Here is a 25,383-nt window from a genome sequence, read left to right as displayed (position 1 = left end):
AAAGCTAAAAGTCATTTTGAAATTTTATAACATACTGGAAACAAAAAAAGGCCCGTTCCCTAAGAACAGGCCTGCTTTGCTTATTGTAAAGCAGCTACATCTTCCACAATTTCTTCCGTCGGCACATTGGAAACTCCACTATATTTCTTCACGACCGTTCCTTCTTTATTTACAAGGTAAAAGGAAGTACCGTGCAAGAACTGGTCAGAATTTGGATCTGCGGAAACCGCTGCTTTAAAACTGTTTTTTGCAAATTCTTCAATTTCATCAAGCTTATACCCGGTCAAGAAATGCCAGCTTGAAAGATCGGCATCAAACTTCCCGGCAAACTCTGTGAGCGCTTCTGGTGTATCTCTTTCAGGATCCACACTAAAAGAAACAATTTCATAATCAAGTCCCTTTTCTTCCAGCTTTTGCTGAATTTCAGCCATATTGGCTGTCATTGGAGGACAAACGGTATCACAGTTTGTGAATATGAAATCAGCGATCCATACTTTTCCTTTTAAATCTGATAAACCAAGTTCCTTGCCATTTTGATCGGTATAAGCAAAATCTTGTACTTTCCAGTCAAGATCATTCGGCACATCCTTGCCACAGGCTGAGAGTACAAGCGCTCCAACAAGCAACATGCTGATAAACAGCAAACTTTTTTTATTGCGAACAGAAATCATTCCTTAAAGCCTCCTAAAATTTTCAACTCCATACACTATAAGACTAGAAATATTCAGGTTTGTCAATAATAAAAAACGTTTAAAACTTTAATCAAATCTTCACATCTTTAAAAAGATTAAGTGTGCTTTGTTTGATATGTTAAATCTAGCATACCACTAACAAAATTATTAGGGGGGACGAAACAAAAATGTTTACTAAACTGTTAAAAATAAGTGGTGCAAGTTTGTTGATTTTTAGCATGCTCGTACTGGCAGCTTGTGGCACAACCAATAACGACTCACAAAATGGGGATGGTAAGAATGGCGAAGAGACTGAGCTGAAACAATTAAAAGTCAATGTTGATTTACCGGAAGACATAAAACCCGGCGAGGAAGTAACGATTAAAGCTGCTGTAACTTACGGAGAAGAAAAAGTCGAAGATGCAGATGAAGTTATGTTTGAAATCTGGAAAAAAGGATATGAAGACAGCAGCGAAAAAATCGAAGCGGATCATAAGGGAGACGGTGTATATGCCGTAACTACTACCTTTGAAGAAGATGGCATTTACTATATAGTTCCGCATACAACCGCGCGTGACCAGCACACAATGCCAAAACAGGAGGTAACCGTAGGGAATCCTGACCAATCAGCCGCAGATGATAAAAACGATGAAGGTGACCACCATGCGCATAGCAGTATAAACATTCACTTCATGGCAAGCGAGAATATTCAATCCGGCAAAGAAACAGAACTGATGGCGCACCTAAAAGAAAATGATCATCCCTATGCACAGGCCGAAGTTAGCTTTGAACTGTGGAAGGAAGGCCAGGAAAAGCATTATTTTGTAGAAGCAAAAGAAACTGAGGAAGGCACTTATAAAGCTGCCACAACCTTTAAAGAATCTGGTGAATATACCGTAACCGTCCATGTGAAAAAAGGCGAAACGCATGAACATCAGGAACAACAGGTTACCGTAAAGTAAAGAAAATCTTTCGAATAGCGAGTTTAGCCGAAGATAGAGATGATTGGCTATCTTAAATGCTTCTAAACTGACTGAAATTTAAACACAAGGATGTCCTGAATTGCTGAGATTCAGGACATCCTTTTTAGGTTATAGTTTTTGGCCAATTAGCGACTGTTCCATGTCCCTTATTTTCAAGAAACAAAAACCTGTTTAACGACATTTTCATCCGTCGTCTCTACAAAGTCTCCGCCTGTAAACTCACTGATCGCAGACCGCCAGAAATGCTGTGCAGGCTTATTTGAAAGTATCTGGGTAACGATCCATTTCCCTTTGAACTGTTTAAAAGCCTCAAATGCAGCAAGCTTTCCGACCCCATTCCTGCGGTACCTTTTCATTACAAAAAACTCACTGATATAATATTCTTCTTTATCCTGCAAAACCAGTACAAATCCTGCGAAGTTCCCGTCGACTTTTATAAAAAAAGGCCAGCGGTTCTCATCTGTCCAATAGTGGTCAATATAAGTATAGCCATAATACCCGTGTTCGTTCACGTCGATATTAATAAACTCACTGAAATCATAAAGATAAAATTCCATCAGTTGCTTTAAGACAGATTTATCTTTTCGCAGGGCTTTTTCAATTATTATATTCATTTTTTCCTTCTCCCGTTTTCTATCTTTGGTTAAGCGAGATCACCATTCCCGTTTTATCGTCCGATTTTTTCAAACGGATATATCGTGTGCATTCAGGATCCGCTTCTTCCATTTCTTCGATCCAGCGTGCATACCTCTCCAGTCCCTTTTCTGAAATAATCGAAACAGTTCTTTCCCAGTCTTCTGCAGGCTCTCTCTCTTTTGCAGGAAGGAATAATCCATCTGACAGAATGATAAGGTACCTGATTTGATAAGCATTAATTTTACCGTATTCAAGGAATGACACGGCTTCTTCTTCCCCATTCAAAACCCCGTATCCTTCTAAAGTGTTACTCTTTGTGCGGTTCTCTCTCAGCACATCACGCGTATAATCTAAAAGCTCGGATGCTGTTTTCATTCCTTTGCCGATTCCTTCTTTCCAGCGATTCAGCGATCGCTCTTCCAGATGGCCAACCTGAGAAACGGTTAACGGGCGAACATGGTTGTTTTTATACACAGCAAGGATCATACAATCACCTGACTGGACGTATTCTATTTTTCCTTCGTTTAGTTTTACAAGTGCGAGCGCTGCTCCCCATCTATTTTCTTTATGCCCTGTATCGATCCGAGCATCTTCCATTTCCCGTTGAATCAATTCGTTTCCCCGCTCGACAGCCTTTTCTAAATCTTCACACTGCTTTATGTTCTCCAGGCTTTGCTTAAGTAACCGCGATGCAATATATCCCCCGGTCTCTCCCCTTCTGTTTCTATACTTATCGATCGAACTCACCCCATCGATCACACCAAAAATTCTGGCAGATTCGTTACGTACAAGGGCATCTTCGTTAAATTCGTTTGAACCCTTCCTTGTATAAGCTTCGACTTTATAGTTCACTCAAATCCCTCCTAATGCCTGCTCTTGCTGAAGTTCTGTAACAGCTTCCTCATTTCCTGCTTACCCCTAAGTAAAATTATAAAATGAATATTATCTTCCTAAAATTTCCTTTCAAGGTTATGATAGATTTATCACGAAGTTACTTTGGAATAAGACCAGGGGGATTCCAGGATGAAAAAATTCACGATACTAATCTGCTTTATTTTGTTGATAACAGGATGCACAGAAAATAACGGACAGGTCGAGCTGTCACTCGAAACGAATAAAGACACTTATTCTACCGATGATGATATTAACGTGACCGTGACGGTTAAAAATATAGATAAAGAACCGATCGACTTTACGGTTCTGGATAGCTGTGAGAATGGGATCCAGCTTTCAGTCGAAACAAACTATTCTGCTGCTTTGGTTGAGAAAAACACAAATAAAGAGTGCGAAGAAAACCTTCAATACAAAACATTGCAGCCGGGTAAGAGTTTTTCAATTGAAAAGACCTATCTCCCTGAACTTGATTTCTTTGTGGAAGAAACTATTCCTGCCCCGGATGACGAGTATACGCTCACTGCTGTTTTTCTAAAAGGAAAGCTGGAGACCGCCGGGCCGAACCCTGAATATGATCCCCCTGTAACCCAGAAGAAGATCAAGATCACTGGCGGGCCTCACATTATCTCCTGGAGAAAAGCTGAAGAAACCGTAAAAAAACAAAAAGAATATAGAAAATGGATAAGCGATCATACCGGAAAGAAAGTTGCCAGAAGAAAGGATGGCCAATTTTATGTTAACCAAAATGACCAGTGGACAAAGGTTGGGGAAGAAACGTACCATCAGGCATTAAAAGAAGAGCCAACACTGGAATACTCATTTACAGAAAACAGCTGGCTATTTCACTCCTCGTCAATTCTCGGAACCGCTCCTCATTCTATTGAGATAAAGTTAGATGCAAAAACAGGCAAAGTGCTGGATATAACGAACTAATAATTTATTTAAGGCTTCACATACTAACTTTAAGGAATGAGGTGAAGCCTTGATGTTCGATTTTATACAAGAATACCTTATCGTCATTCTAAGAATCGCAACCATTCTCCCTTTATTGTTAGGGATAACATTGTTCATGGGAAAGCGTTCGGTCGGCGAAATGCCTGTTTTTGATTATTTGGTGATTCTCACACTTGGCTCTGTTGTGGGAGCTGATATCGGCCAGCCGGAAGTTAAACATATGCCAACCGTTATCGCTGTTATTTCCATCGCCTTATTACAAAAGCTGGTAGCAACTTTAAAGGTGAACAGTAAAACAATCGGCAAGCTTTTAACTTTTGAAACGACCATAGTGATTCAAGACGGGAAATTCCTTAAAGAAAATATGCACAAAATTAAGTATTCCATTGACAACATACTAACGATGCTTCGTGAAAATGGCGTCTTTAACGTTGAAGACGTAGAGCTTGCTCTTGTTGAACCAAACGGAAAACTAACTGTTAGTCGAAAACCGGAAGCCTCGTCTGTGACGAAGCAAGAGTTAGGGATACACACAGGCGGAAGTAAAATCGCTTTTCCCGTTATATTTGAAGGGAATATACAACAGGAGGTTCTATCTTCTCTTGGCTTGCCTGAAAATTGGGTACTCAACCAGCTTCAGGCCAATGGGATTTCGGATATTCGGGAAGTTTTTTTCGCTTCCATAACACACAAAAGGGAACTTTACATTTCCCTTTACAATGAGCCTATAAATAATGACTATCCATTAATAAGGTAAAACTTCGCTTCTCGTTTCTTTGCATTGCTTTTCTTCGTTGTACGAACCATTCCAGAAAATAAAAAAGAGCCCGCCTCACCGCTGATGAGAAGGACTCTAATGTTCATTTTATAAATGCCCAGATCCAATATCCGATGCCCCATAATAAAGAGAAAATTAACAACCCGATTAAAAGGCGAAGGTTATTTCTTTCATTCATCTTCATTACTCCTTTTATCCATGACTTGCTCCTGTTCCATTTTTTCGCTTTTTTTCTTAAGCAAAACAAGAAACAGCGCAAAAGCACCGAAGACAACGACAAATATAACAATAGACATTACTAACAAGATCGTGCTTAATTCCATGTTTCGCCACCCTTTCTATCATTCAAGCCGGGGGAGGTCTATTTTAAGAAAGCAAAGCTAAACCACCGAGAATGACAACAGCCAGAAACGGTAAAACAAACGTAAGAATAATTACGGCAGCTTCTGTTTTGTGTTCTTTTATTTTATTTAACATAGAGGCTAGCCCCTTTCATCAGCTATTTCATATCACTTATTATAGTAAACTTGTACAGATGCCAAACAGAAAAATATGAAAGTTTCGGAAACAAATTTAACGAAATTCTTTCCAAAGCATAGAAAAATTTACGGCATTATTTTCTATAAGAATATTGATTATCAGCTTGTGAACCCGTACGGAATGCATATCAGGGACACAGCGCTTATACGATAACTAATTCATTTTTGCCCGTTTGGCCTTTTTCATTTCTCTGAAAAACAGACTCCTCTATTTTTCATCATACCATAATCTTTTCCAATGGAAATTAGAAAGCTTATCCAGCAAGAAAAGAAAATGTTTTAATGGTTATTCTATAAAGGAATACAAAGAATGAAAACCTATTTTACCCTTTTACAGAAGGAGGGACTGGTAATGAATACTTATGCAGAAACATTAGAGGAAGTAGTACAATTCGCAAAAGAAGCAAAGCAAAACGGCGAACAAGGAACGCTTTACTTACATCAAAGAGAATCATCTCCAGAAGGAACTGTATTGTCTGATGAAGACACTGGCACTAACCTTCAACAGCAGGTCAAGCTTGTTTTAGAAACATCAAATGGCCATATTTTCTATGCAGGAGACTTCGAAGAAGAACGTTTTTACAAGATGGCACTTGAACAGATTGACCATATCAAGGAGTACTATCCGATCGAAGAAGCGACCGAGGAATCCATCGAGAAAAAAGCAAATCATAAGTAAGAGACTGACTCAAAAGTGTCTGACTGCCTCCGATTAGCACAAGTTCTTGATAAACGTCTGTTTTTCAAGAAAAAGGCTGGAGGTGTCTGGCACTTCACTTTTGAGTCAATCCCCTTCAGAAAAATTCTTTTTCTATTTTTCGTCTGCAACTTGCTGGCTTTCAGTATGAATCGGAACAATTTCCACTAACTCTGATCCCTTATGGCCACTATTGTCAGCGATCGGATTATCCACCGCTTCTGTATAATGAGCCGTAAAGAACCAGCATACACCTACTACCACACCAATGAACAGTATGGCCAAACCTCTTGAAATCACTACTTTTCCCCCTAAATTCGAATACCTAAAATACTTTCTCATCCCTATAAACGAGTTTAACAAATAAAATGTTTCAAGAATAGACAAAATAACCTAAAAAATAAAACATTTTGATTACTCCCCCCATTCTGGACGAGGGATTTTTTATCCACAGTTTTCTGGGGGTCAGACCCCCTGTGCGGTTTTTCACAAATACTTCACACAAACTTTGGGGTTTTAGTTGAGATTCGCTTCATTCCCCTCTACAATACATAGTAGGACTAAGTATGTCTTATAGCTTAAATTCATTGATTCGTTTCCTTATTTATGGACTTCTGTCATATTCCAGAGGAGTATTAGAAATACTGGAAGAATAAGCAAGAAACAATTAATGTTTTTGCAATTTTGGAGGTGTTCCAAATGTGGGAACAGTTAGCTACTAACTTTAGTTTTAGCGCCATCTGGAGCCCGGCCCTGATGGTTGGTGCAATACTTGTTGCTGGCCTTTACATCATGTTCACAGGTCCATGGCGTGATAGCTTTAAGGAATCGTCCCGGGTTCCTGTATATAAGAAATTCATGTTTTTATTAGGGGTATTTATTTTTTACATGGGATTGGGCGGTCCTCTTTACATCATGGGCCATTTATTGCTGAGCATTCATATGCTTCAAATGGCACTTGTTTATATCGTTGCTCCCCCTTTAATCCTGGCAGGACTGCCGGCATGGATGCTTCGTCCTGTCTTAAACGTTAAGATTATAGGAAAATTAGTCCGTGTCTTTACATTCCCGATCATTTCACTGATTTTGTTTAACGGCCTTTTCTCTCTCTATCACTTGCCGGAAGTTTTTGACTATTTAATGGTACACTATACAGCCCAGACTATTTTTGTAAATGTACTGATCTTTGCTTCGTTTGCTATGTGGTGGCCTGTTGTTACTCCAGTGCCCGAATTCGATACGTTGTCCGGAGTAAAAAAACTGGGCTACATCTTTGCTGACGGGGTGCTGTTAACGCCAGCCTGTGCATTGATTATTTTTGCCACCCATCCACTGTATGCTTCTTATACAGATCCAACCGTGTGGGCGAATGCGATCGGATATTGCATCCCATCTGGTGCTAATGTTTCACCTGAACTATTCAGCCAGATGAAACCGATGGATACGATGGAAGACCAACAGCTTGGCGGCATCATAATGAAAATTGTTCAGGAAATCGTTTATGGTTCTGCCCTTGGATATATCTTCTTCCAGTGGGCTCGAAAACAGCGGGAACAGGATGCTGCGGAATTAAAGGCATCAGATCTTCAAATGAATAAAGCATAAAGCGGCCGGAACAAAAAGTTTTAGCCAAAAGAAAATCCGATCTGTGATTCAAAATTCTTCAATTAGAATTCGAATCAGTTCGGATTTTTCTTTTGGGGCGTTTATTGGATTTCGCCTTCCACGGGCGGCTGGTTTCCCACGTCGTGCCCTCGGGAAGCTAAGGGAATGCAGCTTAATGCTTTTGGTGCCCCAACACCAAAATTATGATTGCACATTTCTTTTATGGATGATCCACAGACGAATGAAGTTTCCGATCCAAACCCCGATCACCATTGCCAGTAAGGGAATAAACGTTGGAGGTATCGGAATAATATACGGAATCGTATCAGAAAACATGACTCCGATTGTAGAAAGGTAAACAGCTGAGACGAATGGAATAGAAAGCAGGGAAGGTATTGACCGATCTGATTGTTTCAGGGCTTCATAATAAGAATCAAAGATAGCGAACAAATAAAGACATGGGTAAAACATAGCCCACTGATAGTCGGTCACTTCAATCGCTTTGTCGATATTCCCTTGAAAGCTATAAAGGATATTAAGATTAAGTTTTGCATTTACATTTATTAAAATCTCAAGGAAAATAAATAATATACCTTTTATAAGCTTTCCGTTTAAAACCTGTCCAAACCCCGGGAGAGCGATACTCCATAACAATATCTCAAGAGGAGAATTTCTTTTCCGCATGTTATCCAATTCCTTTTCCGGTAATAGTTGCAAGGTAAATCCTCCTGCTATCAAAGATACTAATAAACATAGTAAACGTTTCAACAAAGCTTGGAATTTAACGGATGTCTATTTTTTTAGAATGGTAAAACTTTCTACCCAATCGAAAAAAACTATACCGTTTCCAGCTTTGTAGAACACAAAACGAGACCGATCAACGAAAAATAATGGTTCCCCACCATCTATTCACATGACTTCCAACCAGCCATTTTACTAATATTTCCATTTAGACCCATTACCATTCTCCTTCCTTGTTCCTATTTCCTGGAATGATGAAAATGCAATTGAGCCTTCAGTAAACCAAAACAATTAAACGCTTTATTTATGGTTGCCTGTTAAGTAGTGAGGATTCGTCCATTTTATTCCAATTGATCTTAACGAAGAAGGAAACATTTTCAGAACAAATAATCTTTAAAAATAACCATACTAATCATGAACGAACATAAAAAACAGGAAGGAGGATATCTATGCTTACTTCCAACCAACTACAACAATTTAAAAACCAACTGGAAAAAGCAAAGCAGGAACTTTATGACCGGCTTGAAGCAAACGATCATTTTGACCTGGAGAAGGCTTATATAAATGAAACGATGGGCGAATTATCGAATTATGATAACCATCCGGCTGATAATGCGACAGCTCTTTTTGAACGTGAGAAAGATGTAGCATTGAATGAACACCTGGAAAAAGAGCTTAAAGATATAAATGAAGCGCTTGGACGTATCGAAAACGGAACTTATGGACGGTGTGAAGTATGCCGCCAGCCAATAGCGATTGAGCGGCTTGAAGCTCTTCCAACAACGACCCATTGTAAGAAAGACAGTCCGGATCAGTTTGTATCTTTAAAACGGCCAGTTGAAGAGGATATATTAAGACCAGCTTTTGGTGAGTTTGAATACGATGAATTGGATGCCACTTTCTTTGATGCTGAAGATTCATGGCAATCTGTCGCATTTTACGGAACATCCGATACTCCATCAGACTTTTTTGCTCAAAGTAAGTTAAAATACGAAGATATGTATATCGAAGCGGAAGAGCCTGTTGGTTTCGTTGAAGATATTGAAGCATTTCTTACGTCCGATATAGATGGTGAACCGTCCGGAGTCGCTTATAATTTTTACCACCAGCAGTATGAAGATCAATTAGATGCAAACGATGCGATGTCTGTTGTCGGAAATCTTGGCAATCCGGAAATTGAAGGAATTGAATAACATTTTGCGTCGGTAAGGGGCAACCTTCCTTTTATAAAAATGCCAAACACCATGCTGCTTAACATTAGAAGTTATCCACATTTTTGCGGGGGTCAGACCCCCGCTATTCTTTTACATCCATGACCACATACCCATGCTGTACTCCTCCAACATATACGTCCAGACGCCAGAGACCCGGGTATGGGAAAGACATATTGCATGGAAAGTGGGCATCCGCTCCCATGAGTGGCCCTTTTAGCGGTCCTCCCCCATTCACTAATGCCTGCTTCACTTCCCCTGTTCCTTTATGGGTCGCAGTAACTTTCACATCGCCTTCATTTATGTCTCCCCAAAAAAGCCAGGCGAACTTTTCGACTTTTCCTGCGTTAACAACCGGGCTACGGAGTCCTATTTTATTCTCAATCCCCATAACTTTACTTCCGTCTGGAGTTGTAAAATACTTGCTCTCCTGCCATTCCTTCTCCTCTATTTCTGTGTTATCTTTTTTAAAAAGATAACTGATCAGTTGATCCAGTTCCCTGTCTTTTACCATGATTAAATAATAATCCCTGCCAAAACTAAAATAGATCGGCACTCCTGACTCGACCGGTTCCTCTATCCCCTGCACCCGGTAGCGATAGGGGAACTCAATGGTGCTTTTTAATTTCTTTACATTTATACTGTCCGCTCTTTTTTCAGGATAATAAACAACTGTAACCTCTCCGATACTGGTATCCAGGACTGCAGCCTTATTAGCCCCGTTTAGGCCAGCCACCCCAAGCTCCTTAATGTCAAGGATGTTAATTCCTCCTGATTGGACAAGAGTAAGCGCCAAATCCTTAAGGTAGCTGAATTTCCTGCCCTCTTGCAACCCTTCAGGCAGGGAAACCAACATGAACCTTTCAACAACTTCTCTTGCTGACATTTCATTAAAATACGGAGTATGAAAGAATACTTCATAATAGCTATCCGGCTCTTCCACTGACTTTATATAATAGTGAATCGTTTGAATAGCGTTCATGGACTTTACATGCTCAAGTGTCCTCTTTGTCCTGTATGGTAAAAAGTCTACTTCCTCACTTTCAAAGAGCGCCTGGCTGGAGAGTCCCTTTTTAAACTCCTGGTGGGAGATCTTCCTAATACCACCGACTTCTTTTCCACCTGACATAAAGGTTTCGCCGCTATCTGCAGGTACCCGTGTAAATTCAAATGTTCCGCTTAAACGATATGTTTCTTCTTTTACTGCTTTTCCGTTATCTTTGGCGTCCTGCGAAGGGAGAGGTGCTACATTCGGCGGGGAATCTTGCGAAGCACTGTCTCCAGCTCTTCCGCTATCATAGTCCAGGTTATTGAGGCCGATGACAAACGCCGTGACAGCGAGAACACCAAGTAACGGCTTCATCATCATTCCCAACCTGTCATTCTTTCGTTTTTGAGAATCATGTTTTTGCCGTTCCAGTACAATCGATCTTTTTATCTGTTCTTTTGTAGTGGGATTCAGTTTATGCATAGGAAATTCTTTTAGCCGTTCTAATTCATCCCTGTTGTTCTCTTGTTTCATCGATCTTCCCCCTCTCCACGTTCATCATCTGCTTCTTAAGCGCTTTTCGTGCCCTGTGAAAGGTTAAAACCACTTTTGCTTCACTCCACCTGAGCGCGTTCATTGTATCTTCTACCGACATCTCAAGTATTCCCCTCATCACAAGTACATCCCGGTAACTCTGTTTAAGCTTCATGATCTCCGTATAAAGGTCATTTTTTTCTTCCTCAAAAATGATCTGTTCCTCCGGCTGCTTTCCCCCTGACACCTGTTTTATAAAGAATTTTTCAGGAAGGTAACGTTCCCATCTTTTTTTGCGAAAATGATCGATCGCAATGTTTCTGGCGATAGAAATAAGCCAGGTCTTTGGATTCGACCTTGCTTCAAACCGTCCCCCGTTTTTAATGGCTCTAATAAAAACATCCTGGACAAGATCATCCACCTCTTTGGACCCGGTATAATAAACAAGGAAGTTATATACATCATCACTGTACAAGTTAAACCATTCTTCTATTTCATAGGACGTATCCATTAGACCCCCTCCAAAATCCTTTTCCTATGGTATTAGACGTTTCAGAAAGTTAAACATTTCACTTTTTATAAAAAATTTCCAGTTATTTCTTTCGTTGTTGCCAGGGTACCACAATGCTCCTCTATTCTAGATGCAAAAAACTATCCACAAACAAAAAAGTGTGTGCCTACACCGACACACACTACTTTCTTCCCGTATTCTATTTTTCCTCTTTTAAAGAAATACAACTTTCGACTATCGATTTCTCGTTCGGACCTATCCTTTCTACAAGGACACAACTGATTTCTGCTTCAAAAAAGTGAAGAAAATCTTCTGTTTCCTCCAATGCCCCCATAAGTTCGTTCTCATTGTTAAAGCGGCCAACGGTTAAATGCGGGTGGTAGGAAAGCTGCCTGTTTAAGTCCTCCTGCAACATCCCGGTATACAGGGCATCGTGCATAGCGATGATCTCATCGTTTCCTTTTTTTACATTGAGAAACAAATACTCTCCTTCGGAACCTGAAATGCCTCTTAACCGGACTGTAAATGGCTTGATATGCTTTAGTTTTTGCTTCACATGGTTTTCCACTTCTGCTGCTGTCCATTCACTTTCAAATGGAAAAACAAGTGTAATATGAGGCGGGATTTTTCCGAATAAAGGATCATATTTTTCACGCAGCTCATCGATTCGTTCTCTGTTCTTAAAATCGGGAAAAAGACAAACGGTACGTACCGGCATCCGTTACATCTCTTTCGGAGCGTCGATGCCAAGCAGGCGAAGCCCTTCTGTCAATACCACAGAAACAGATTGTACGAGCGATAAACGTGCATACTTCTGTTCTTCATTTTCCAGAATACGTACAGCTCCATAATATTTGTTGAATGCCTGAGCCAGGTCCACAATGTATTTCGCTACCTGAGACGGATCGTAATTGAGAAGGGCGCGACGGACGGCGTCAGGAAACTCCATCAGCTCTGTTACAACAGGCCATGCTTCTTCATCGACGATTTCAACTGACGCATCAGCCGGTTCATAGTTTCCTTTTCTTAATAGTGAGCATGCTCTTGCATTTGTATATTGCACATAAGGTCCTGTTTCCCCTTCGACTCGAAGCATATCTTCTAACGAAAACTCGATATCGTTTTTCCGATCGTTTTTCAAATCGTGGAAAATGACAGCGCCAACCCCAACTTCCTTCGCGATATGCTCTTTGTTTTCAAGCAATGGATTCTTTTCTTCAATGTTGCGCTCTGCAAGCTCGATCGCTTCGTTTAGCACTTCCTCAAGCAGTACGACTTTTCCTTTTCGGGTTGACATTTTCTTGCCATCCTTCAGCATCATGCCGAATGGAATGTGATGCATTTCATCTGCCCAGTCATAACCCATCTTCTTCAGCACTTCAAATATTTGCTTAAAATGGAGGCTCTGCTCATTTCCAACAACATAAAGTGCTTTCACAAATTCATACGTGTCCTGGCGGTAAAGCGCCGCTGCTAGATCACGAGTAGCGTAAAGGGTAGCTCCGTCCGATTTACGGATCAAGCATGGAGGAAGCGTTTCATCCTCGAGTTCTACCACCTGAGCTCCCTCTGATTCTGTCAACAGGCTTTTTTCATTTAATAGGTCAATGACACGATCCATTTTATCGTTATAAAAAGCTTCACCGTGATCGGAATCGAACGTTATCCCAAGCAGTTCATAGATGCGGTTAAATTCCTGTAACGATTCTTCCCTGAACCATTCCCAGAGTGTAACTGCTTCCGCATTGCCATCTTCCAGGCGCTTAAACCACAGTCTTCCCTCCTCTTCCAGAGCTGGATCTTTTTCAGCCTCTTCATGGAATTTAATATATAATGAAAGCAATTCTTTAATCGTATTTTCTCTAACGGCTGCTTCATCGCCCCACTTTTTATACGCAACGATCAACTTTCCGAACTGCGTGCCCCAATCTCCAAGGTGATTGATTCTCACAGGTCGATATCCGGTTTTCTCCAGGATCAATGCAAGTGCATTTCCGATTACAGTGGAACGAAGGTGCCCCATCGAAAAAGGCTTCGCGATATTAGGCGAAGACATATCGATCGTTACGGCACCGCCTTTTCCGACATTCAGGTTCCCATAGTCCTGTCCACTTTCCATCACCGTTTTAATCACTTCAGACGAAACCATTTGTTTATTTAAAAACACATTCACATACGCTGCAACTGGTTCAACTTTTTCAAACAAGTTGCTTTCAATTGCTTCGGCAGTTTCTTTTGCAATTTGATTTGGAGCCTTTCTCTGGATTTTCGCTAGCTCAAAGCATGGAAATGCAAGGTCACCATGATCAGCATGCTTCGGCTTTTCGATCATTGACTCTATTTTCTTTGCATCAAGTGCTCCATTCAAAGCTTTTTCCAGATTTTCTGCAAACTGTTTTTTATAGTCCATGTTATTTCCTCCCTTTTTCGTTCCATAGAATATATACAAACAAAAAACTCCCGCCTCTTTTTATAAAGAGACGAGAGAATATTCCCGCGGTACCACTCTTCTTGTTCTGCACAGCAGAACCAGCTTACATGCATAACGGCGCACTTCCGGCAAATCCTACTAAGCTGTTGTTCAGATTTGCATCGAGAAAGTACGGTTCGTTATTTTATCCGCATCAGGCTCCCACCGCCCCTGACTCGCTGGAGCTTCCTAAATAACTACTCTCTTTCTCATTGACGTTACATCATTAAGTTAATCCTATTATAGCCAAGTCTAGAAAAATTTCAAACAAAAAATGGATAAATTTGAATTCAACCGGTTCTTTTAGCCAGCTCTTGTATGCAAAAAGCGACCTGCTGCAAACACAACTGATCGCTTACTTTATTATTTTACGGCTAATTTATTCTCTTTCACATTCGATGCATGTCCATCTTCATATCCTTCAGAATATGCTTCACGATAAAGGTTGGTCATATACATGTATACCAATTGCTTCACTTTATTGTCAGCCTCAATCACTTCAAGATGTTTTAAACATTTATCAACCGCTAATTTTTCCCTGGTTTCTCTATTATTTTCCAAAGGGATAACCTGCCTTCCAGAATATAAGTTAATTCAAGCGTACCCCTTTGTATATGATTCGTACATCGTTTGTAGCATATTGTAAAACCTTTGTAACACAATTATCGAATTCAGTTACTTTTTTAAATAGACTTCCACAAGGAATCAATGAAACAGCCACAGCTCGGCTTTGCGATCCATTTCCCTAATAAATTCGCTCTTCGACTCCGCATACTTTTCCATATCATCACAATATTTTTGGGCAAGCTCTGCTTTTAAGCTTTCATACTTTCGTGCTTCTTCCGGATGGGCCCTCATATAATCCCTAAAATTAACATGGCGCTTTATTTCCGAGTTTCCCTTTTCAAACACATGGATATGATGCGTTCGATTGTTGCCTCCTTTACGGAAAAATCGCCTTCCTTCAATGCCATGCTCTCCCATAGCTTCATATCCCAGTTGTTCCATTGCGTTGTTCAGCCGGTCAACTTCATGAATATCTTTCACTTCAAGCAGGATGTCAATCACTGGCTTCGCCTTGATTCCAGAGATCGATGTACTGCCGATATGATAGGAATTCTCCAGCTGGCCGCCAAAAATCCCTTTTATCTTTTCCTCCTCCTCTAGATACTTGTTCTTCCATTCTGGATTATGCTCTTCAAGATAAACTTTCCTTTTATCTCCCATCTGCTAGCTCCTTTTACAGTTTATTTTTAAAAACCCTTTGTAAATCGGCTTTGTTCGTGTATGAAAACCCTGCTGAAGAGTACCCACATAGACGGACTCTGCGACTGCTGCAAGCCCAGAATAAGAAAAGAAAACATTGATATTTCCGGGAACTTCTACCTCGACAGCATGCTGAAATTCTGACAAGGACACCATACCATTTTAACTGGAATTGGTGATGCCATCGTTCTCCTGCATCATTTCCTTCTAAAGCTGAATACTATTCCAATCTTCCCGTAAGATACTATACATCTTTTTATCAATATATTGTCCATTAACGTACTTGTTTTGCCTTAACGTCCCTTCATATTCCATCCCAACTTTTTGCATCACACGCTCGGAAGAAGGGTTCGTTTTGCTGCACCTTGCCTGAATACGGTTAAGTCCCATTTCTTCAAAGCCATACTTGATCATCGCTTCGACAGCTTCTGGAGCATATCCCTCACCCCAGTATACCTTCGATAGGACATAACCGATTTCACCCATATGATCACTTTCATTTAAAACGCCAAAACCGCAGGCTCCGATTAACTTATGATCTTCCTTATGGACAATCCCCCATGTAATTGATTTCCTTTCTTCAAAAGATTTCTTTACATGCTCTATGTAGTCGTAGCTGTCCTCAATCGTTTCGTGTTGTTTCCACATTGTTTCTTTTGCAACGTCATAGTCCGAGGCATATGCAAAAATGTCCACTGCATCTTCCTTGTTTATTTCCCTCAGCAGCATCCGGTCGGTATCAAGCTCTAGTAATTCGCTAAATATATCTTCCATTGGCTTCATCCTCTTTCCTCCTTCAGTTTACAACAATATCTGCGTGTCAAAATGCTCTATCTATCATCCATTTACCCTATAATCATAAAATAATGAATAAAACTTTTGTCCCGTTTTTTCAATCCAAGAAAAATAAAAAGACCAACCGATTAAGCTGGTTGGTCACTTTAATAGAGCGTTTTCAAATAAAAATGATCCAGAACACAATCAGGGGAATTGCTATCAAAACTCCATAGAGAAACCATTTTAAAAAACGCACCTTGTTCCCTCCCATATATTAAGACGGTAAGGCTTGTGGACAGGTTGCAATTCCATCCATTTTTTTAGTAATTTTTACCCGGTATTTTTGTAATGCACACTTCTCAATCGGACGATGAGTTATCATCACTTTCTGAAATGAAAATTTTCTTTCCGCTATTCGAATAAGCTTCTACGATTACTTTATTCTTAGAAGCATCCCCTTTTTTGCTTATCAGCCAATAGCGCTTTTGGCGATGGGTTAGAATTTGAGCTTCTTCTAAAGCCTCGCCGAACGAAACATTGACCTTTCCAATATCATGGTCTAAGACTTCCCCATAAAAAACTGTTTGATAAGTTCCGTTTGCTTCTGGAGCATTCTGTCCTAGTAACCATGTTGAACCTATAAAAGATAATGGTTTGTCATCAGTAACACTTCCTGAACTGCTTCCGGTTGAAGACCATCCCTGGTCTGTGTTACGGAAATGGCTGATCCCTATCTCCTCATCCTTTTTGTAAAGAACATAACCAGCATTTTTATCTCTATGTTCGTAAATAACATTCTCTTTGTTAATTCGCGCTTCCAACAGAGCCTCTTGGAATGTTGCAGGCATCCGCTCAGGGTCGGAATCTGTGTTTCCCTGATCCAGGGCACACCCACCCAATATCAGCAAACAAATTAAAATGAACAAGGGCCTTCCCATGCTTATTCTCCCTTTTCCTCTTCTGCTTCAATCTCATCTATTTCCGGGCTCTTTCCTCCAAACCAGGTATACTTTATGTGATAAGGAGTTTCTTTTCTAACAAGATTCCAGGTCGATTGCTCTTTCACTTTTAATTCAACTGGTTCATCATGATTCTTCGATTCCACAATAACAAAGTAACCATCTTCATTGTGGGCTTTTTCTATCACTTCACCATGATGTATTTCTTTCTTATGTAAGTATGTCACTGTTCCACTATAATAGATCAGGGCAATTCCTGCCACAAAACCCGCTATCGTGTACAAAACCTTTCTATTCATCCCTTTATCCTCCAATTAATTACTTTTTAAGCAATTTAAACTTACCATAAAGAAGTTTTCCGAACAAAGGCTCTGGTAATGCAGGGATTTTTTTTATCTGAATCGAAATGAACAGAAAGGAGGTTTGCATATTATGAGACCAATTGCAAAAGAAGCAGCAAAAACCTTCATCTCACACTACTTTCCTACTAGTTCGCTCGCTATTCTTGGCGGAAGTATCCTGAGAGGGGAAGAAACGCCTACATCTGATCTTGACATCATCATTCTTGATGAGACGCTAAATAAAGCTTATCGCGAATCGTTTTTCGAAAACGGATGGCCGATCGAAGCCTTTATACATAACAGAAAATCAATTTATGACTTTATGGAATCCGATTGTAAACGCGGCAGGCCATCCATGCCAAAGATGCTCTTAGAAGGAATCGTACTAAAAGATATAACAAAGCTTGCGGATCAATTAAAAGAAGATGCAAAGAAAATGCTCTTAGAAGGACCAGAACCATGGACTGCAGAACAAACCGCACTCGCCCGTTATAGCATCACTGATTTATTGGATGATCTGGAAGGCTCTAGAGAACCGGCCGAGGATTTGTTTATCGTTAATAACCTTGCGTATAACCTCCATGAATTTATCCTGAGGACAAACAGGCAATGGATCGGGCAGGGGAAATGGATCGTCCGGGCATTAAGAAATTATGACCAGGAGCTAGCCGATCGTTTTGTTTTAGCTTTTGATAGCTTTTATCTATCCAGGGAAAAACGGGAACTGATTGCTTTCACAGATCAAATTCTCGACCAGTATGGCGGACGCCTTTTTGAAGGGTTTAGCCTTGGGAAAGACTAAAGAAAACTCGCTGATCGTCAAACCTTAGGTGAAGAAAGAGGCATAGTTGCACTTGATTTAAATACTTAAACTTTTCCACGACATCGTGCATCATCCTTTCCTATAAGGTAAAACAGCAGGGCAATCTACATCAATCAATCCTGTTCAAGAGATAGCACGATGTTTTCTTCTTCTCCGTTCCATTTCATTGTTAATTCAAGTTTCTCTTTATGGGACGGTTCAAAGCTTTTCACCTTTTCTTGCCACCTTGAAGAATCCTGGTAGCTGTTTTTTTCACCATCAAGTGTAATTCGGTTGCTCGCCGTAACGAATTTTCCTTTCAAATGATATGTGGCATCGCTCACCTTGCCGTCCCCTGTATATTGCAAATAAATAGAATCATAATAGTTCCCTTTTATGTCTGAGACGGTATATATGGCGTGCCAATGTTCACTTTCACCGGTAAAAAAATAGTTACCTGCTTCTTTCGCTGCCATCTCTACCTGTATACAACCAGTTGTCGAAATCAGTAGAAATACAAGAATTAGCATTCCTGTCACTTGCTTCTTCATGAAGTCCTCCCCAGCGCTGTATTGCCAATGTGTTATTTTCTATATTTTAACATTATTCAGAAAAATACCAAAATGAAAGCCCTTACAATTTAGTGTAAAAAAAGAACCTAATCTAATTAACTAGGTTAGGTTCCTATCCGTGCCTGTTAAAGCCTTCTTTCATAAACGCCCTCACGTAGTAATAAAGGGATTCCGTTTAACCTACCTTTAATTTGCCTAAAGGAAGAGTCTTTTGGAATCCTATATTTTAGCGGAACAGTATATTCTCTCGTTTCATGGGGTTTGATGCCCAAATTCTTTGAAGAAAATGCTTCCATTACTAAACTGTAGATCTCATCCTGATAACCATTGTGTAGCTGAGCAGTAAATTGAATCTCTTCATCACTATAATTTGTAATGGAGAATGAACAGCTTCCTGTTAAGATATTGTTTTCAGTATCATAGATGCAACTGCTCGAACCGTTGTTATAAGCAACCGCATAAATACCGTTAGCAAAGGCTGCTTGAAAAGATATTAAAATTAACCCGGTTAAAAATATTGGCGCAAAAAACGCCAACAGTGCCGCTTTCACTCCAAAAAAATGATTAATAAAATATAGTGTGAAAATTAGCAGGAAGAACAAAATTATTCCTGCATAATGGATTCCCTCACCATTCTCTGACCATGCAGGAACTCCCGCCCTCTCCATCATTTCTGCCAGTATAACCTGATCATTTGGATATTTTATAGAAAAAGTTACTAAGATTCCATATATGACAAGTATTCGTGTTTTAGTTAAAAATGGCCTTCTCATTCTCCGGGACCTGCTTCAGGATTTTTAGTCGAAACCATGATCTTATATAATGTAACACGATCATACTTTTTAATATCCTCAAGATAAGAAGGGTCATCATCTACTCCCAACACAGATAACGTTCTCATTTCATTGCCGCTGTTTTCAGCGATCATCGCAAGTGTGGTAGCCTTTCCTTCTTCTAAAACCAGAGGTTCTTCAAGTTTATCAAATCCGCTTATCGCTGGATTTTCAATATTTTCCATTGTGGTAGAGCCACGTGTATAGTCGGTGTCAGTTATTACGCTGATAGCCAACTCTTTGTTATCGTTCATATACGCAGTATTAACAAACAACAGTCGGGAATCTTTGTCTTTTAATTCATCGACCTTAGTCAGCTGTTTTTGGGTTTTCTGTCCTTTTTCCATTACTTCCACCCAGCTTTTAATCCACATTTTCTTATCTGTATGCAAGGAAATTTTCCCGATAAAATAATTGCTGCCCACCGCCGCATTCAACAGGATTTCATCTTCTTTTGATAACTTTGCAGGTGAAATCTCGGCAACTCCTTCCTTGCCGGAACTACAGCCAACCAGCGATAAAACGCCTAAACATAAAAAAATCAGTAACGTTCTTTTCATTTTTCACCCCGTCATTATTTTCCAGAATATTATTATAATTTTACCACCATCTTTCTATGTTGGGAACTACTCAAACGAAGGGGTATCTTATGATTGCTTTAAAGCAACTGAACATATGCTACGAAATTTTGAATACTTGCTCTGAAGGTCCGCATAGCTGCTCTGAAGTCACGAAAATGTTCTCTGAACCCCGGAAACCAGCTCTGAAATTCTTATCACTCCTCAATTATCTGAATCCATTAAACAAGGGACCGACTCAAAAGCAAAGTGTCAGCCCCTTTTTAATTGATGCGATTGTAATTTTCATCATCCAGATAAACTTCTTGTACTTCAAGATTCTAGTAATCTTCTTATTTCCGTTCCTGCCCACCTGCCAAAGAAACGGCAAGTTTAGTACGAATGAAGGAAATCCAGTCTCCCATGTTTTTAATATGTATAATCCGGGAATTAACCTTGTAGAGCCGAAAAATGGAATCCAATTCAACTAGGAAAGGATGAGTTACATTGGCTAAAAGTAATGCTCAATATCAACCAATTGGAGAAGGTGGATTCACGCTTACCGATGCTCAGGAAGTGACCTACGCCCACGAATTTAAAAAAGCAGATATTGCAGGCGGGATCCGCAAGCGAAAAGTACGCAAAGCAAAACAAAAGAATCCTAACTTATTGACTTCTAATGAATAATAAGGAAACTTAAAATTCTCACGAGATAAAAAGGGCCGCTCCATCTTTTGGGCGGCTTTTTTCATTCACTCTTAACCCTTTTTGATAATTGCCTGATATCCCTTTTTGTTTAACTCCTTCAAAAGGGCAGACGCATTTTGCTGATTTTTAAATGCACCAATCTGCACATAGTATAAATCGGTAGCGAGCCCTTTTGCTTTAGAAGTATAAGGAAATCCAAGTGTCGTACACATTACCTGTACCACCGCCTCCGCAAACCTCATTCGATCGCTAAAACTTTTTAGCTTCTTCCTATCCCGGTTTGAATCTAAAAATCCATACTCCACAATAATAGTTTCTACCTTACCGGTTTTTCGATGCATGTAGTAGTAATCGTCCCCAGAAGTCCCCTTTTTGCTAAATACCCTTCTAAGCGGCATTCCTTCTACATTCAATGACCTGCCAATACTTTTCGCCAGTTTCCCATCCGAATGAATCGAATGGATCGTTTCACAACCGGACCCTCCCCCTGAATTATAATGGTTGCTGATACAAAACCGCGCTCCTGACTGCCTTACCTTTGCAGCTCTGGCTTCAGGGGAAAGGGCTTGATCTCTGTCTCTCGTTAATAGAACAGGGATGCCAAGCTCCTTAAAGCGCTCATGCTGGTACAACGAAACTTCAAGCGTCCAATCTTTCTCCCAGATGCCATTCACAACTGCACCTGGATCAATCCCTCCATGCCCTGCATCGATAACTAACATCTCCAACCGCCTCCTTCCTTTTTCAGTTATCCACATTTTTCAAGGGGGTCAGACCCCTTATTGATTCGTTCAATGTGTCCAACTTTTTCTCGATGCGGTGCAATAGGTACAGTGTGACCACAATCGGGAATCCTACGTCGCTTATTAACGGAATCAAGGGTTCCATTTTCCTCCTCCTCTCGGGTAAAATCACTTTAAAGGAAACTAGCAGATCAGCGAGCCCTATATATGAAGGTCGGAGCACTAGTTTCGCTTTTACTATAGCCATACCGTTTGTTATTGTTCTGGATTACTTTTTGTTTCAAATTTATGCATTCTTGTAGTGATAGAAAAGGGAGAGCCCACGCTCTCCCTTCTTTGACTAAAGGATTTCTATATCACTTACATTACGCTCGATAAGACGCGCGCCTTTTTTCCCGACAATATCGCCGCCGCTCGTTGAAAAGATATTTTGAGCAACTACGACATCCATCGCTGCTGCCACTGCAGCCGGGTCGATAGGATCGATAGGGTCGTTAAGTGAAAGCGAAGTTGTTTTGTTATCCTGGGTAATAAATTGCAATTCCAGCGTTTTAGCCATCATATATCCTCCTTTCTCTTATTATTTCCTCCCACTATGCCTGTAGGTCCGAGGAGTCGTTACGCTCGATCTCAAAAAGCACGTGTTGTTGGAGCGGTGATAAGGCTGTTGCCACTGCATATAATGCATCGGATGCAGCGGATGGCTTCACATTGTTAAAGTTCTTGCTGCGAAAGATCGACTTTCCATCCTGATCGACTCCTACTTCAAATACAAGCCTTAACTGAGTGTCCATTAAAGTTACCGTTGCCATGTCGTTCACCCCCTTTCACTTTATATATCGATTCAGCCGAACAAAAAGGGGCAAAGCAAAAAAATAACCGGGTCAGATGGCATAGTGGGAACATGGTATACTAATAACTGTCAAAATTGCCTGGAATAGGCTCTGGCTCTGGAACTTTAAAAAACCTGCAACCTTTTTTCTTTCGGAACGTCTTTATTAATGAAGCATACATAAAACAATGCAATGGAGATGGTGAAGATGGGGGACACCATTAACAACCCGGATCAAAAAGTAAAAAATATCGAAGATTACCATAAACTGAGCAAAATGCAAAAGGCGTTGTTCCTGGAAGAGTTACTGGAAAATTACGGGGAAGCGATCGTTCGCCTTGCCTACACATATGTGAAAGACTGGGGAAAAGCGGAAGATATAACGCAGGAAGTGTTCCTAACCTGTTATTTAAAGCTCGATACATACCGGGGCGAAGCATCCTTAAAAAACTGGATCTATCGAATAGCGATCAATCGTTGCCATGATACGTTAAGAAGCTGGTCGTTCCGTAATATTTTTGTTACTAACGTGATTAATAAATTTATGAGATCAGAAGAAGCCTCACCCGAATTTTCCATTGTCCAGAAAGAAGAATATCGGAAACTAAGACAGGAAATACTCGATCTTCCATTAAAATATCGAGAGCCTTTTATTCTTTTCTATCATGAAGAATTAAGTGTAAAAGAAATCGGCGGTTTGCTAGAGTTGAAAATATCAACTGTAAAATCTCGATTATTTCGCGCTCGCCAGTTGTTGGAAGCAAAACTTGGACCGGAAAGAGGGTGAGAACACTGCAAAACGAGCACAAAGAGTTAAAGGAATCTGTAAAAGCCGCTATGTTTCAAAAAGAAAGGTTAACAGAAACGAAACGGGATAGAATGCTTGAAAATATACTGCTGAAAAGCCACGGCCAGCATCCCAGAAAAAACAGGATGAAAGACTGGCTTAGCGTAGTAGTTTGTGTCGCGCTGCTGGTGGTTGGTTCTGTCAGTGTGTTAGGCAGTGATTTTCATTTCTGGGACAATAAAAAAGGCGACGAGGAAGTAAAGAAGCCGTATATTAGTGCTGCCTATATAAAAAGGGCTGAAGAAATCGCATTGCGTGAAGGAGATATTACGTCTATAGGCTATTATCGAAAGCCAAACTTTTTGAGCCTTCAATTATCGGTGCGGGATGATATCAATAAAGAACAAATGATTGCTGCATCAGAGGACGTCCTTAAACTTCTCTCCCACTTATTTAAGATGGATGCAAACAATTCAAACAACATGGGAGACTTATGGAACTATTACACCGTTGAAATTGAGATCGACTATCACATTAGTGAAAAGAACTATTTTGGGGACGGCAATTCCGTAGTATTAAAGGGATATAAATCAAGAGACTCCAGTGTTATTTTATGGCGCGAACCAGGAGAAAGCGAAAAAAAGGATTCAAAATATAGCCTGCCTGACCTATAGAATCAGACAGCCTGGTAAAGAAAACTTCTTGAATCAATAATCCATTAAACGAGTCTGGCACATAAGTAAGACGCTCGAGTCTAAAACGAATGATTCAGGATAAAAAAGTTTAGAAAGTTACTTCTTTTAGCGATTTAAACTTCATTTGTATATGGTAGAAAATCCGCATTAAATTTATAAAGGGTTTCTCTTACTCTAGTCGAGTGCTTTAAACCGCTTCGGCATAATACTTCGCTGAAGGTGATTTCCTGAAGAAATAACTTTGTTACTCTTCCACTAGCGAAGTGTATTTTCGGAGCGGGTCGAGGTACCCCAGTATTGTTTAAAAATGCAGCCGATATATGATGAACAATTAAACCTACAAAAACGGTTTAAAAGAAAAATCCGATCCTATTCTAGTTCTTATTAAAGAATGTTGAATTAGCTAAAATACTTTTGCCCCAGCCCCGGTTAGTTTTCACCATCTATTCTCCTAGTAATCGATCTGTTTTGTTATAATTTTTTCGATCCACTTCCACGGAAGCGTATTCTTCAAGCGGACAGAAGCCTTTACTCCCTTCCCTATTGGGTAACGTAATGATGGATTAGCGGTATCGGCGACTTTTACCATCAGCTTAGACACCTCTTCAGGATCACCCGCTCCTTTGGAAATTTGCTTCACTTGCCCTAACATACTCGATAACTGGCTCTTATAAGCAGAGTTTGGCTTTTCTGTAAACTCAGCAAGGCTCTTTTCCCATATGTCAGTTTTATAAGAACCAGGTTCAATCAACACAACATGGATCCCATATTTTTTCATTTCCAGCCTTAAAGTCTCACTGTATCCTTCTACCGCAAATTTAGATGCAACATAAGGTCCCATGCCTGGAAATGCAACCCTCCCGCTGATGCTGCTAATATTTAAAATCATTCCGCTCTTTTGCTTTCTCATAAATGGCAGCACTGCATTTGTAACAGAAACGATGCCAAAGAAATTTGTATCGAACTGCCTTTTCCATTCATCAAGTGGGATGTCTTCAATAAATCCTCCAGCTGCATATCCTGCATTATTGACTAACACATCTATTCTGCCAACGCTTTCAATTATCTGGCGCACCTTTTCACTCGCCTGTTCCCCTTCGTTAACATCCAGTTGTACAATCTCTATTAATTCCGTTAGACCTTCTGTTTCTGCAAGCTGGACAAGTTGATTTTGTTTCCTTAAGTCACGCATCGTTGCGATAACATGGTAGCCTGCTTTTGCAAAACTCAGACTTGCCATCAATCCAAATCCGCTGGAGGTTCCTGTAATTAAAACTTCTTTCTTATCTCTCACTCTTT

Annotated in this window: 33 protein-coding genes and 1 other annotated feature; of the genes, 10 read left to right on the top strand and 23 right to left on the bottom strand. The window is 40.2% G+C overall.

What is annotated here, in order from left to right; genetic code table 11:
- Positions 1-80: 80 nt before the first annotated feature.
- Positions 81-671 carry an SCO family protein gene (locus tag FCL54_RS06660; RefSeq protein ID WP_171016717.1) on the bottom strand — a complete coding sequence of 197 codons (591 nt, stop codon included), beginning with the start codon at positions 669-671 and terminating at the stop codon, positions 81-83.
- Between the two features lie 188 nt (positions 672-859).
- Between FCL54_RS06660 and FCL54_RS06655 the strand changes: the two genes are divergently transcribed.
- Positions 860-1,633, top strand: coding sequence for a FixH family protein (locus FCL54_RS06655; RefSeq protein ID WP_138124538.1), 774 nt, complete (start codon positions 860-862; stop codon positions 1,631-1,633).
- Positions 1,634-1,806: 173 nt separating this feature from the next.
- On the opposite strand, the gene FCL54_RS06650 is transcribed toward FCL54_RS06655, so the two are convergent.
- Positions 1,807-2,268: a GNAT family N-acetyltransferase gene (locus FCL54_RS06650; RefSeq protein ID WP_138124535.1), complete on the bottom strand. Its 462-nt coding sequence runs from the start codon at positions 2,266-2,268 to the stop codon at positions 1,807-1,809.
- Positions 2,269-2,287: 19 nt separating this feature from the next.
- A complete protein-coding gene (locus tag FCL54_RS06645) occupies positions 2,288-3,142 on the bottom strand; it encodes a protein phosphatase 2C domain-containing protein (protein ID WP_138124532.1) in 855 nt (284 codons plus the stop codon).
- 171 nt (positions 3,143-3,313) lie between these two features.
- Between FCL54_RS06645 and FCL54_RS06640 the strand changes: the two genes are divergently transcribed.
- On the top strand, positions 3,314-4,117 hold the full coding sequence (locus tag FCL54_RS06640) for a hypothetical protein (protein WP_138124529.1): 804 nt from the start codon (positions 3,314-3,316) through the stop codon (positions 4,115-4,117).
- Positions 4,118-4,169: 52 nt separating this feature from the next.
- A complete protein-coding gene (locus FCL54_RS06635) occupies positions 4,170-4,895 on the top strand; it encodes a DUF421 domain-containing protein (protein WP_138124526.1) in 726 nt (241 codons plus the stop codon).
- Between the two features lie 191 nt (positions 4,896-5,086).
- On the opposite strand, the gene FCL54_RS23850 is transcribed toward FCL54_RS06635, so the two are convergent.
- Positions 5,087-5,239: a hypothetical protein gene (locus FCL54_RS23850; protein WP_171016716.1), complete on the bottom strand. Its 153-nt coding sequence runs from the start codon at positions 5,237-5,239 to the stop codon at positions 5,087-5,089.
- Between the two features lie 568 nt (positions 5,240-5,807).
- Between FCL54_RS23850 and FCL54_RS06630 the strand changes: the two genes are divergently transcribed.
- The gene (locus FCL54_RS06630; protein WP_138124523.1) at positions 5,808-6,134 is read left to right on the top strand and encodes a hypothetical protein; all 327 of its coding nucleotides are present in this window, start codon (positions 5,808-5,810) and stop codon (positions 6,132-6,134) included.
- Positions 6,135-6,266: 132 nt separating this feature from the next.
- Here the strand turns inward: FCL54_RS06630 and FCL54_RS06625 are convergent, their stop codons facing one another.
- Complete coding sequence (locus tag FCL54_RS06625; protein ID WP_138124520.1) at positions 6,267-6,452, bottom strand: hypothetical protein; 186 nt, start codon at positions 6,450-6,452, stop codon at positions 6,267-6,269.
- Positions 6,453-6,851: 399 nt separating this feature from the next.
- Between FCL54_RS06625 and ctaG the strand changes: the two genes are divergently transcribed.
- Entirely contained in the window at positions 6,852-7,757 is a 906-nt protein-coding gene (ctaG, locus tag FCL54_RS06620) for a cytochrome c oxidase assembly factor CtaG (protein WP_138124517.1), read from the top strand.
- A 201-nt stretch (positions 7,758-7,958) separates the two neighbouring features.
- On the opposite strand, the gene FCL54_RS06615 is transcribed toward ctaG, so the two are convergent.
- Positions 7,959-8,474: a hypothetical protein gene (locus FCL54_RS06615; RefSeq protein ID WP_246055157.1), complete on the bottom strand. Its 516-nt coding sequence runs from the start codon at positions 8,472-8,474 to the stop codon at positions 7,959-7,961.
- A 473-nt stretch (positions 8,475-8,947) separates the two neighbouring features.
- Here FCL54_RS06615 and FCL54_RS06610 point away from each other — a divergent pair, with 473 nt between their 5' ends.
- The gene (locus FCL54_RS06610) at positions 8,948-9,691 is read left to right on the top strand and encodes a TraR/DksA C4-type zinc finger protein (protein ID WP_138124514.1); all 744 of its coding nucleotides are present in this window, start codon (positions 8,948-8,950) and stop codon (positions 9,689-9,691) included.
- 103 nt (positions 9,692-9,794) lie between these two features.
- Here FCL54_RS06610 and FCL54_RS06605 read toward each other — a convergent pair whose 3' ends face one another.
- The 9 genes from FCL54_RS06605 to FCL54_RS06565 all read right to left on the bottom strand — a co-directional run bounded on the left by FCL54_RS06605 (position 9,795) and on the right by FCL54_RS06565 (position 17,513).
- Entirely contained in the window at positions 9,795-11,231 is a 1,437-nt protein-coding gene (locus FCL54_RS06605; RefSeq protein ID WP_138124511.1) for a hypothetical protein, read from the bottom strand.
- A complete protein-coding gene (locus tag FCL54_RS06600) occupies positions 11,206-11,742 on the bottom strand; it encodes an RNA polymerase sigma factor (protein WP_138124508.1) in 537 nt (178 codons plus the stop codon). Before FCL54_RS06600 ends, FCL54_RS06605 begins: the two co-directional genes overlap by 26 nt.
- 199 nt (positions 11,743-11,941) lie before the next feature.
- The gene (locus FCL54_RS06595; protein WP_138124504.1) at positions 11,942-12,460 is read right to left on the bottom strand and encodes a 2'-5' RNA ligase family protein; all 519 of its coding nucleotides are present in this window, start codon (positions 12,458-12,460) and stop codon (positions 11,942-11,944) included.
- Positions 12,461-12,463: 3 nt separating this feature from the next.
- Positions 12,464-14,152, bottom strand: a complete 1,689-nt coding sequence (gene argS, locus FCL54_RS06590) for an arginine--tRNA ligase (RefSeq protein ID WP_138124501.1) — start codon at positions 14,150-14,152, stop codon at positions 12,464-12,466.
- A gap of 63 nt (positions 14,153-14,215) precedes the next feature.
- Positions 14,216-14,434, bottom strand: a binding site (T-box leader).
- 141 nt (positions 14,435-14,575) lie between these two features.
- Positions 14,576-14,773, bottom strand: coding sequence for a hypothetical protein (locus tag FCL54_RS06585; protein ID WP_138124498.1), 198 nt, complete (start codon positions 14,771-14,773; stop codon positions 14,576-14,578).
- Positions 14,774-14,917: 144 nt separating this feature from the next.
- The gene (locus tag FCL54_RS06580; protein ID WP_138124495.1) at positions 14,918-15,439 is read right to left on the bottom strand and encodes a GrpB family protein; all 522 of its coding nucleotides are present in this window, start codon (positions 15,437-15,439) and stop codon (positions 14,918-14,920) included.
- Positions 15,440-15,685: 246 nt separating this feature from the next.
- Positions 15,686-16,261, bottom strand: a complete 576-nt coding sequence (locus FCL54_RS06575; protein WP_138124492.1) for a GNAT family N-acetyltransferase — start codon at positions 16,259-16,261, stop codon at positions 15,686-15,688.
- Between the two features lie 353 nt (positions 16,262-16,614).
- Positions 16,615-17,193 carry a hypothetical protein gene (locus tag FCL54_RS06570; RefSeq protein WP_138124489.1) on the bottom strand — a complete coding sequence of 193 codons (579 nt, stop codon included), beginning with the start codon at positions 17,191-17,193 and terminating at the stop codon, positions 16,615-16,617.
- 2 nt (positions 17,194-17,195) lie between these two features.
- Positions 17,196-17,513 (bottom strand): hypothetical protein, encoded by a 318-nt coding sequence (locus FCL54_RS06565; RefSeq protein WP_138124486.1) that lies wholly within the window; start codon positions 17,511-17,513, stop codon positions 17,196-17,198.
- A 133-nt stretch (positions 17,514-17,646) separates the two neighbouring features.
- Here FCL54_RS06565 and FCL54_RS06560 point away from each other — a divergent pair, with 133 nt between their 5' ends.
- Positions 17,647-18,357 carry a nucleotidyltransferase domain-containing protein gene (locus FCL54_RS06560; protein WP_138124483.1) on the top strand — a complete coding sequence of 237 codons (711 nt, stop codon included), beginning with the start codon at positions 17,647-17,649 and terminating at the stop codon, positions 18,355-18,357.
- A 134-nt stretch (positions 18,358-18,491) separates the two neighbouring features.
- Here FCL54_RS06560 and FCL54_RS06555 read toward each other — a convergent pair whose 3' ends face one another.
- The 3 genes from FCL54_RS06555 to FCL54_RS06545 form a co-directional block, all read right to left on the bottom strand.
- Positions 18,492-18,908, bottom strand: coding sequence for a hypothetical protein (locus FCL54_RS06555; RefSeq protein ID WP_138124480.1), 417 nt, complete (start codon positions 18,906-18,908; stop codon positions 18,492-18,494).
- A gap of 146 nt (positions 18,909-19,054) precedes the next feature.
- Positions 19,055-19,702, bottom strand: a complete 648-nt coding sequence (locus FCL54_RS06550) for a hypothetical protein (RefSeq protein ID WP_138124477.1) — start codon at positions 19,700-19,702, stop codon at positions 19,055-19,057.
- The gene (locus FCL54_RS06545) at positions 19,699-20,322 is read right to left on the bottom strand and encodes a hypothetical protein (RefSeq protein ID WP_138124474.1); all 624 of its coding nucleotides are present in this window, start codon (positions 20,320-20,322) and stop codon (positions 19,699-19,701) included. The genes FCL54_RS06550 and FCL54_RS06545 overlap by 4 nt, the downstream gene beginning before the upstream one ends.
- 504 nt (positions 20,323-20,826) lie before the next feature.
- Here FCL54_RS06545 and FCL54_RS06540 point away from each other — a divergent pair.
- Complete coding sequence (locus tag FCL54_RS06540; RefSeq protein ID WP_425467106.1) at positions 20,827-21,006, top strand: YfhE family protein; 180 nt, start codon at positions 20,827-20,829, stop codon at positions 21,004-21,006.
- A gap of 71 nt (positions 21,007-21,077) precedes the next feature.
- Here the strand turns inward: FCL54_RS06540 and FCL54_RS06535 are convergent, their stop codons facing one another.
- From FCL54_RS06535 to FCL54_RS06520, 4 genes are all read right to left on the bottom strand, one after another.
- A complete protein-coding gene (locus tag FCL54_RS06535; protein ID WP_171016715.1) occupies positions 21,078-21,749 on the bottom strand; it encodes an N-acetylmuramoyl-L-alanine amidase in 672 nt (223 codons plus the stop codon).
- Positions 21,750-21,771: 22 nt separating this feature from the next.
- Entirely contained in the window at positions 21,772-21,915 is a 144-nt protein-coding gene (locus tag FCL54_RS06530; protein WP_138124468.1) for a YvrJ family protein, read from the bottom strand.
- 195 nt (positions 21,916-22,110) lie between these two features.
- Complete coding sequence (locus FCL54_RS06525) at positions 22,111-22,329, bottom strand: DUF2922 domain-containing protein (RefSeq protein WP_138124465.1); 219 nt, start codon at positions 22,327-22,329, stop codon at positions 22,111-22,113.
- Positions 22,330-22,363: 34 nt separating this feature from the next.
- On the bottom strand, positions 22,364-22,582 hold the full coding sequence (locus FCL54_RS06520) for a DUF1659 domain-containing protein (RefSeq protein WP_138124462.1): 219 nt from the start codon (positions 22,580-22,582) through the stop codon (positions 22,364-22,366).
- Between the two features lie 228 nt (positions 22,583-22,810).
- On the opposite strand from FCL54_RS06520, the gene FCL54_RS06515 reads away from it, so the two are divergent.
- Positions 22,811-23,389, top strand: a complete 579-nt coding sequence (locus tag FCL54_RS06515; protein ID WP_246055156.1) for a sigma-70 family RNA polymerase sigma factor — start codon at positions 22,811-22,813, stop codon at positions 23,387-23,389.
- Complete coding sequence (locus FCL54_RS06510; protein WP_138124459.1) at positions 23,386-24,063, top strand: hypothetical protein; 678 nt, start codon at positions 23,386-23,388, stop codon at positions 24,061-24,063. The genes FCL54_RS06515 and FCL54_RS06510 overlap by 4 nt, the downstream gene beginning before the upstream one ends.
- Before the next feature lie 472 nt (positions 24,064-24,535).
- Here the strand turns inward: FCL54_RS06510 and FCL54_RS06505 are convergent, their stop codons facing one another.
- The gene (locus FCL54_RS06505; protein WP_138124457.1) at positions 24,536-25,378 is read right to left on the bottom strand and encodes an SDR family oxidoreductase; all 843 of its coding nucleotides are present in this window, start codon (positions 25,376-25,378) and stop codon (positions 24,536-24,538) included.
- Positions 25,379-25,383 lie beyond the last annotated feature (5 nt).

Source organism: Exobacillus caeni (assembly GCF_005747095.1).
Taxonomy (GTDB): domain Bacteria; phylum Bacillota; class Bacilli; order Bacillales; family Guptibacillaceae; genus Exobacillus; species Exobacillus caeni.
Note: the sequence above shows the minus strand (reverse complement) of the source record. Positions and strands in the feature narration are given on the sequence as shown.

Excerpts from the sequence above, each read along its gene's own strand:
- FCL54_RS06650 (WP_138124535.1), bottom strand. The coding sequence starts at position 2,268 with ATGAATATAATAATTGAAAAAGCCCTGCGAAAAGATAAATCTGTCTTA.
- FCL54_RS06570 (WP_138124489.1), bottom strand. The coding sequence starts at position 17,193 with ATGGGAAGGCCCTTGTTCATTTTAATTTGTTTGCTGATATTGGGTGGG.
- FCL54_RS06565 (WP_138124486.1), bottom strand. The coding sequence starts at position 17,513 with ATGAATAGAAAGGTTTTGTACACGATAGCGGGTTTTGTGGCAGGAATT.
- FCL54_RS06640 (WP_138124529.1), top strand. The coding sequence starts at position 3,314 with ATGAAAAAATTCACGATACTAATCTGCTTTATTTTGTTGATAACAGGA.
- FCL54_RS06605 (WP_138124511.1), bottom strand. The coding sequence starts at position 11,231 with ATGAAACAAGAGAACAACAGGGATGAATTAGAACGGCTAAAAGAATTT.
- FCL54_RS06515 (WP_246055156.1), top strand. The coding sequence starts at position 22,811 with ATGGGGGACACCATTAACAACCCGGATCAAAAAGTAAAAAATATCGAA.
- FCL54_RS06600 (WP_138124508.1), bottom strand. The coding sequence starts at position 11,742 with ATGGATACGTCCTATGAAATAGAAGAATGGTTTAACTTGTACAGTGAT.
- FCL54_RS06575 (WP_138124492.1), bottom strand. The coding sequence starts at position 16,261 with ATGAAGCCAATGGAAGATATATTTAGCGAATTACTAGAGCTTGATACC.
- FCL54_RS06660 (WP_171016717.1), bottom strand. The coding sequence starts at position 671 with ATGATTTCTGTTCGCAATAAAAAAAGTTTGCTGTTTATCAGCATGTTG.
- FCL54_RS06520 (WP_138124462.1), bottom strand. The coding sequence starts at position 22,582 with ATGGCAACGGTAACTTTAATGGACACTCAGTTAAGGCTTGTATTTGAA.
- FCL54_RS06545 (WP_138124474.1), bottom strand. The coding sequence starts at position 20,322 with ATGAAAAGAACGTTACTGATTTTTTTATGTTTAGGCGTTTTATCGCTG.
- FCL54_RS06550 (WP_138124477.1), bottom strand. The coding sequence starts at position 19,702 with ATGAGAAGGCCATTTTTAACTAAAACACGAATACTTGTCATATATGGA.
- FCL54_RS06610 (WP_138124514.1), top strand. The coding sequence starts at position 8,948 with ATGCTTACTTCCAACCAACTACAACAATTTAAAAACCAACTGGAAAAA.
- FCL54_RS06655 (WP_138124538.1), top strand. The coding sequence starts at position 860 with ATGTTTACTAAACTGTTAAAAATAAGTGGTGCAAGTTTGTTGATTTTT.
- FCL54_RS06555 (WP_138124480.1), bottom strand. The coding sequence starts at position 18,908 with ATGAAGAAGCAAGTGACAGGAATGCTAATTCTTGTATTTCTACTGATT.
- FCL54_RS06580 (WP_138124495.1), bottom strand. The coding sequence starts at position 15,439 with ATGGGAGATAAAAGGAAAGTTTATCTTGAAGAGCATAATCCAGAATGG.
- FCL54_RS06630 (WP_138124523.1), top strand. The coding sequence starts at position 5,808 with ATGAATACTTATGCAGAAACATTAGAGGAAGTAGTACAATTCGCAAAA.
- FCL54_RS23850 (WP_171016716.1), bottom strand. The coding sequence starts at position 5,239 with ATGGAATTAAGCACGATCTTGTTAGTAATGTCTATTGTTATATTTGTC.
- FCL54_RS06595 (WP_138124504.1), bottom strand. The coding sequence starts at position 12,460 with ATGCCGGTACGTACCGTTTGTCTTTTTCCCGATTTTAAGAACAGAGAA.
- FCL54_RS06635 (WP_138124526.1), top strand. The coding sequence starts at position 4,170 with ATGTTCGATTTTATACAAGAATACCTTATCGTCATTCTAAGAATCGCA.
- FCL54_RS06535 (WP_171016715.1), bottom strand. The coding sequence starts at position 21,749 with ATGTTAGTTATCGATGCAGGGCATGGAGGGATTGATCCAGGTGCAGTT.
- ctaG (WP_138124517.1), top strand. The coding sequence starts at position 6,852 with ATGTGGGAACAGTTAGCTACTAACTTTAGTTTTAGCGCCATCTGGAGC.
- FCL54_RS06525 (WP_138124465.1), bottom strand. The coding sequence starts at position 22,329 with ATGGCTAAAACGCTGGAATTGCAATTTATTACCCAGGATAACAAAACA.
- argS (WP_138124501.1), bottom strand. The coding sequence starts at position 14,152 with ATGGACTATAAAAAACAGTTTGCAGAAAATCTGGAAAAAGCTTTGAAT.
- FCL54_RS06560 (WP_138124483.1), top strand. The coding sequence starts at position 17,647 with ATGAGACCAATTGCAAAAGAAGCAGCAAAAACCTTCATCTCACACTAC.
- FCL54_RS06530 (WP_138124468.1), bottom strand. The coding sequence starts at position 21,915 with ATGGAACCCTTGATTCCGTTAATAAGCGACGTAGGATTCCCGATTGTG.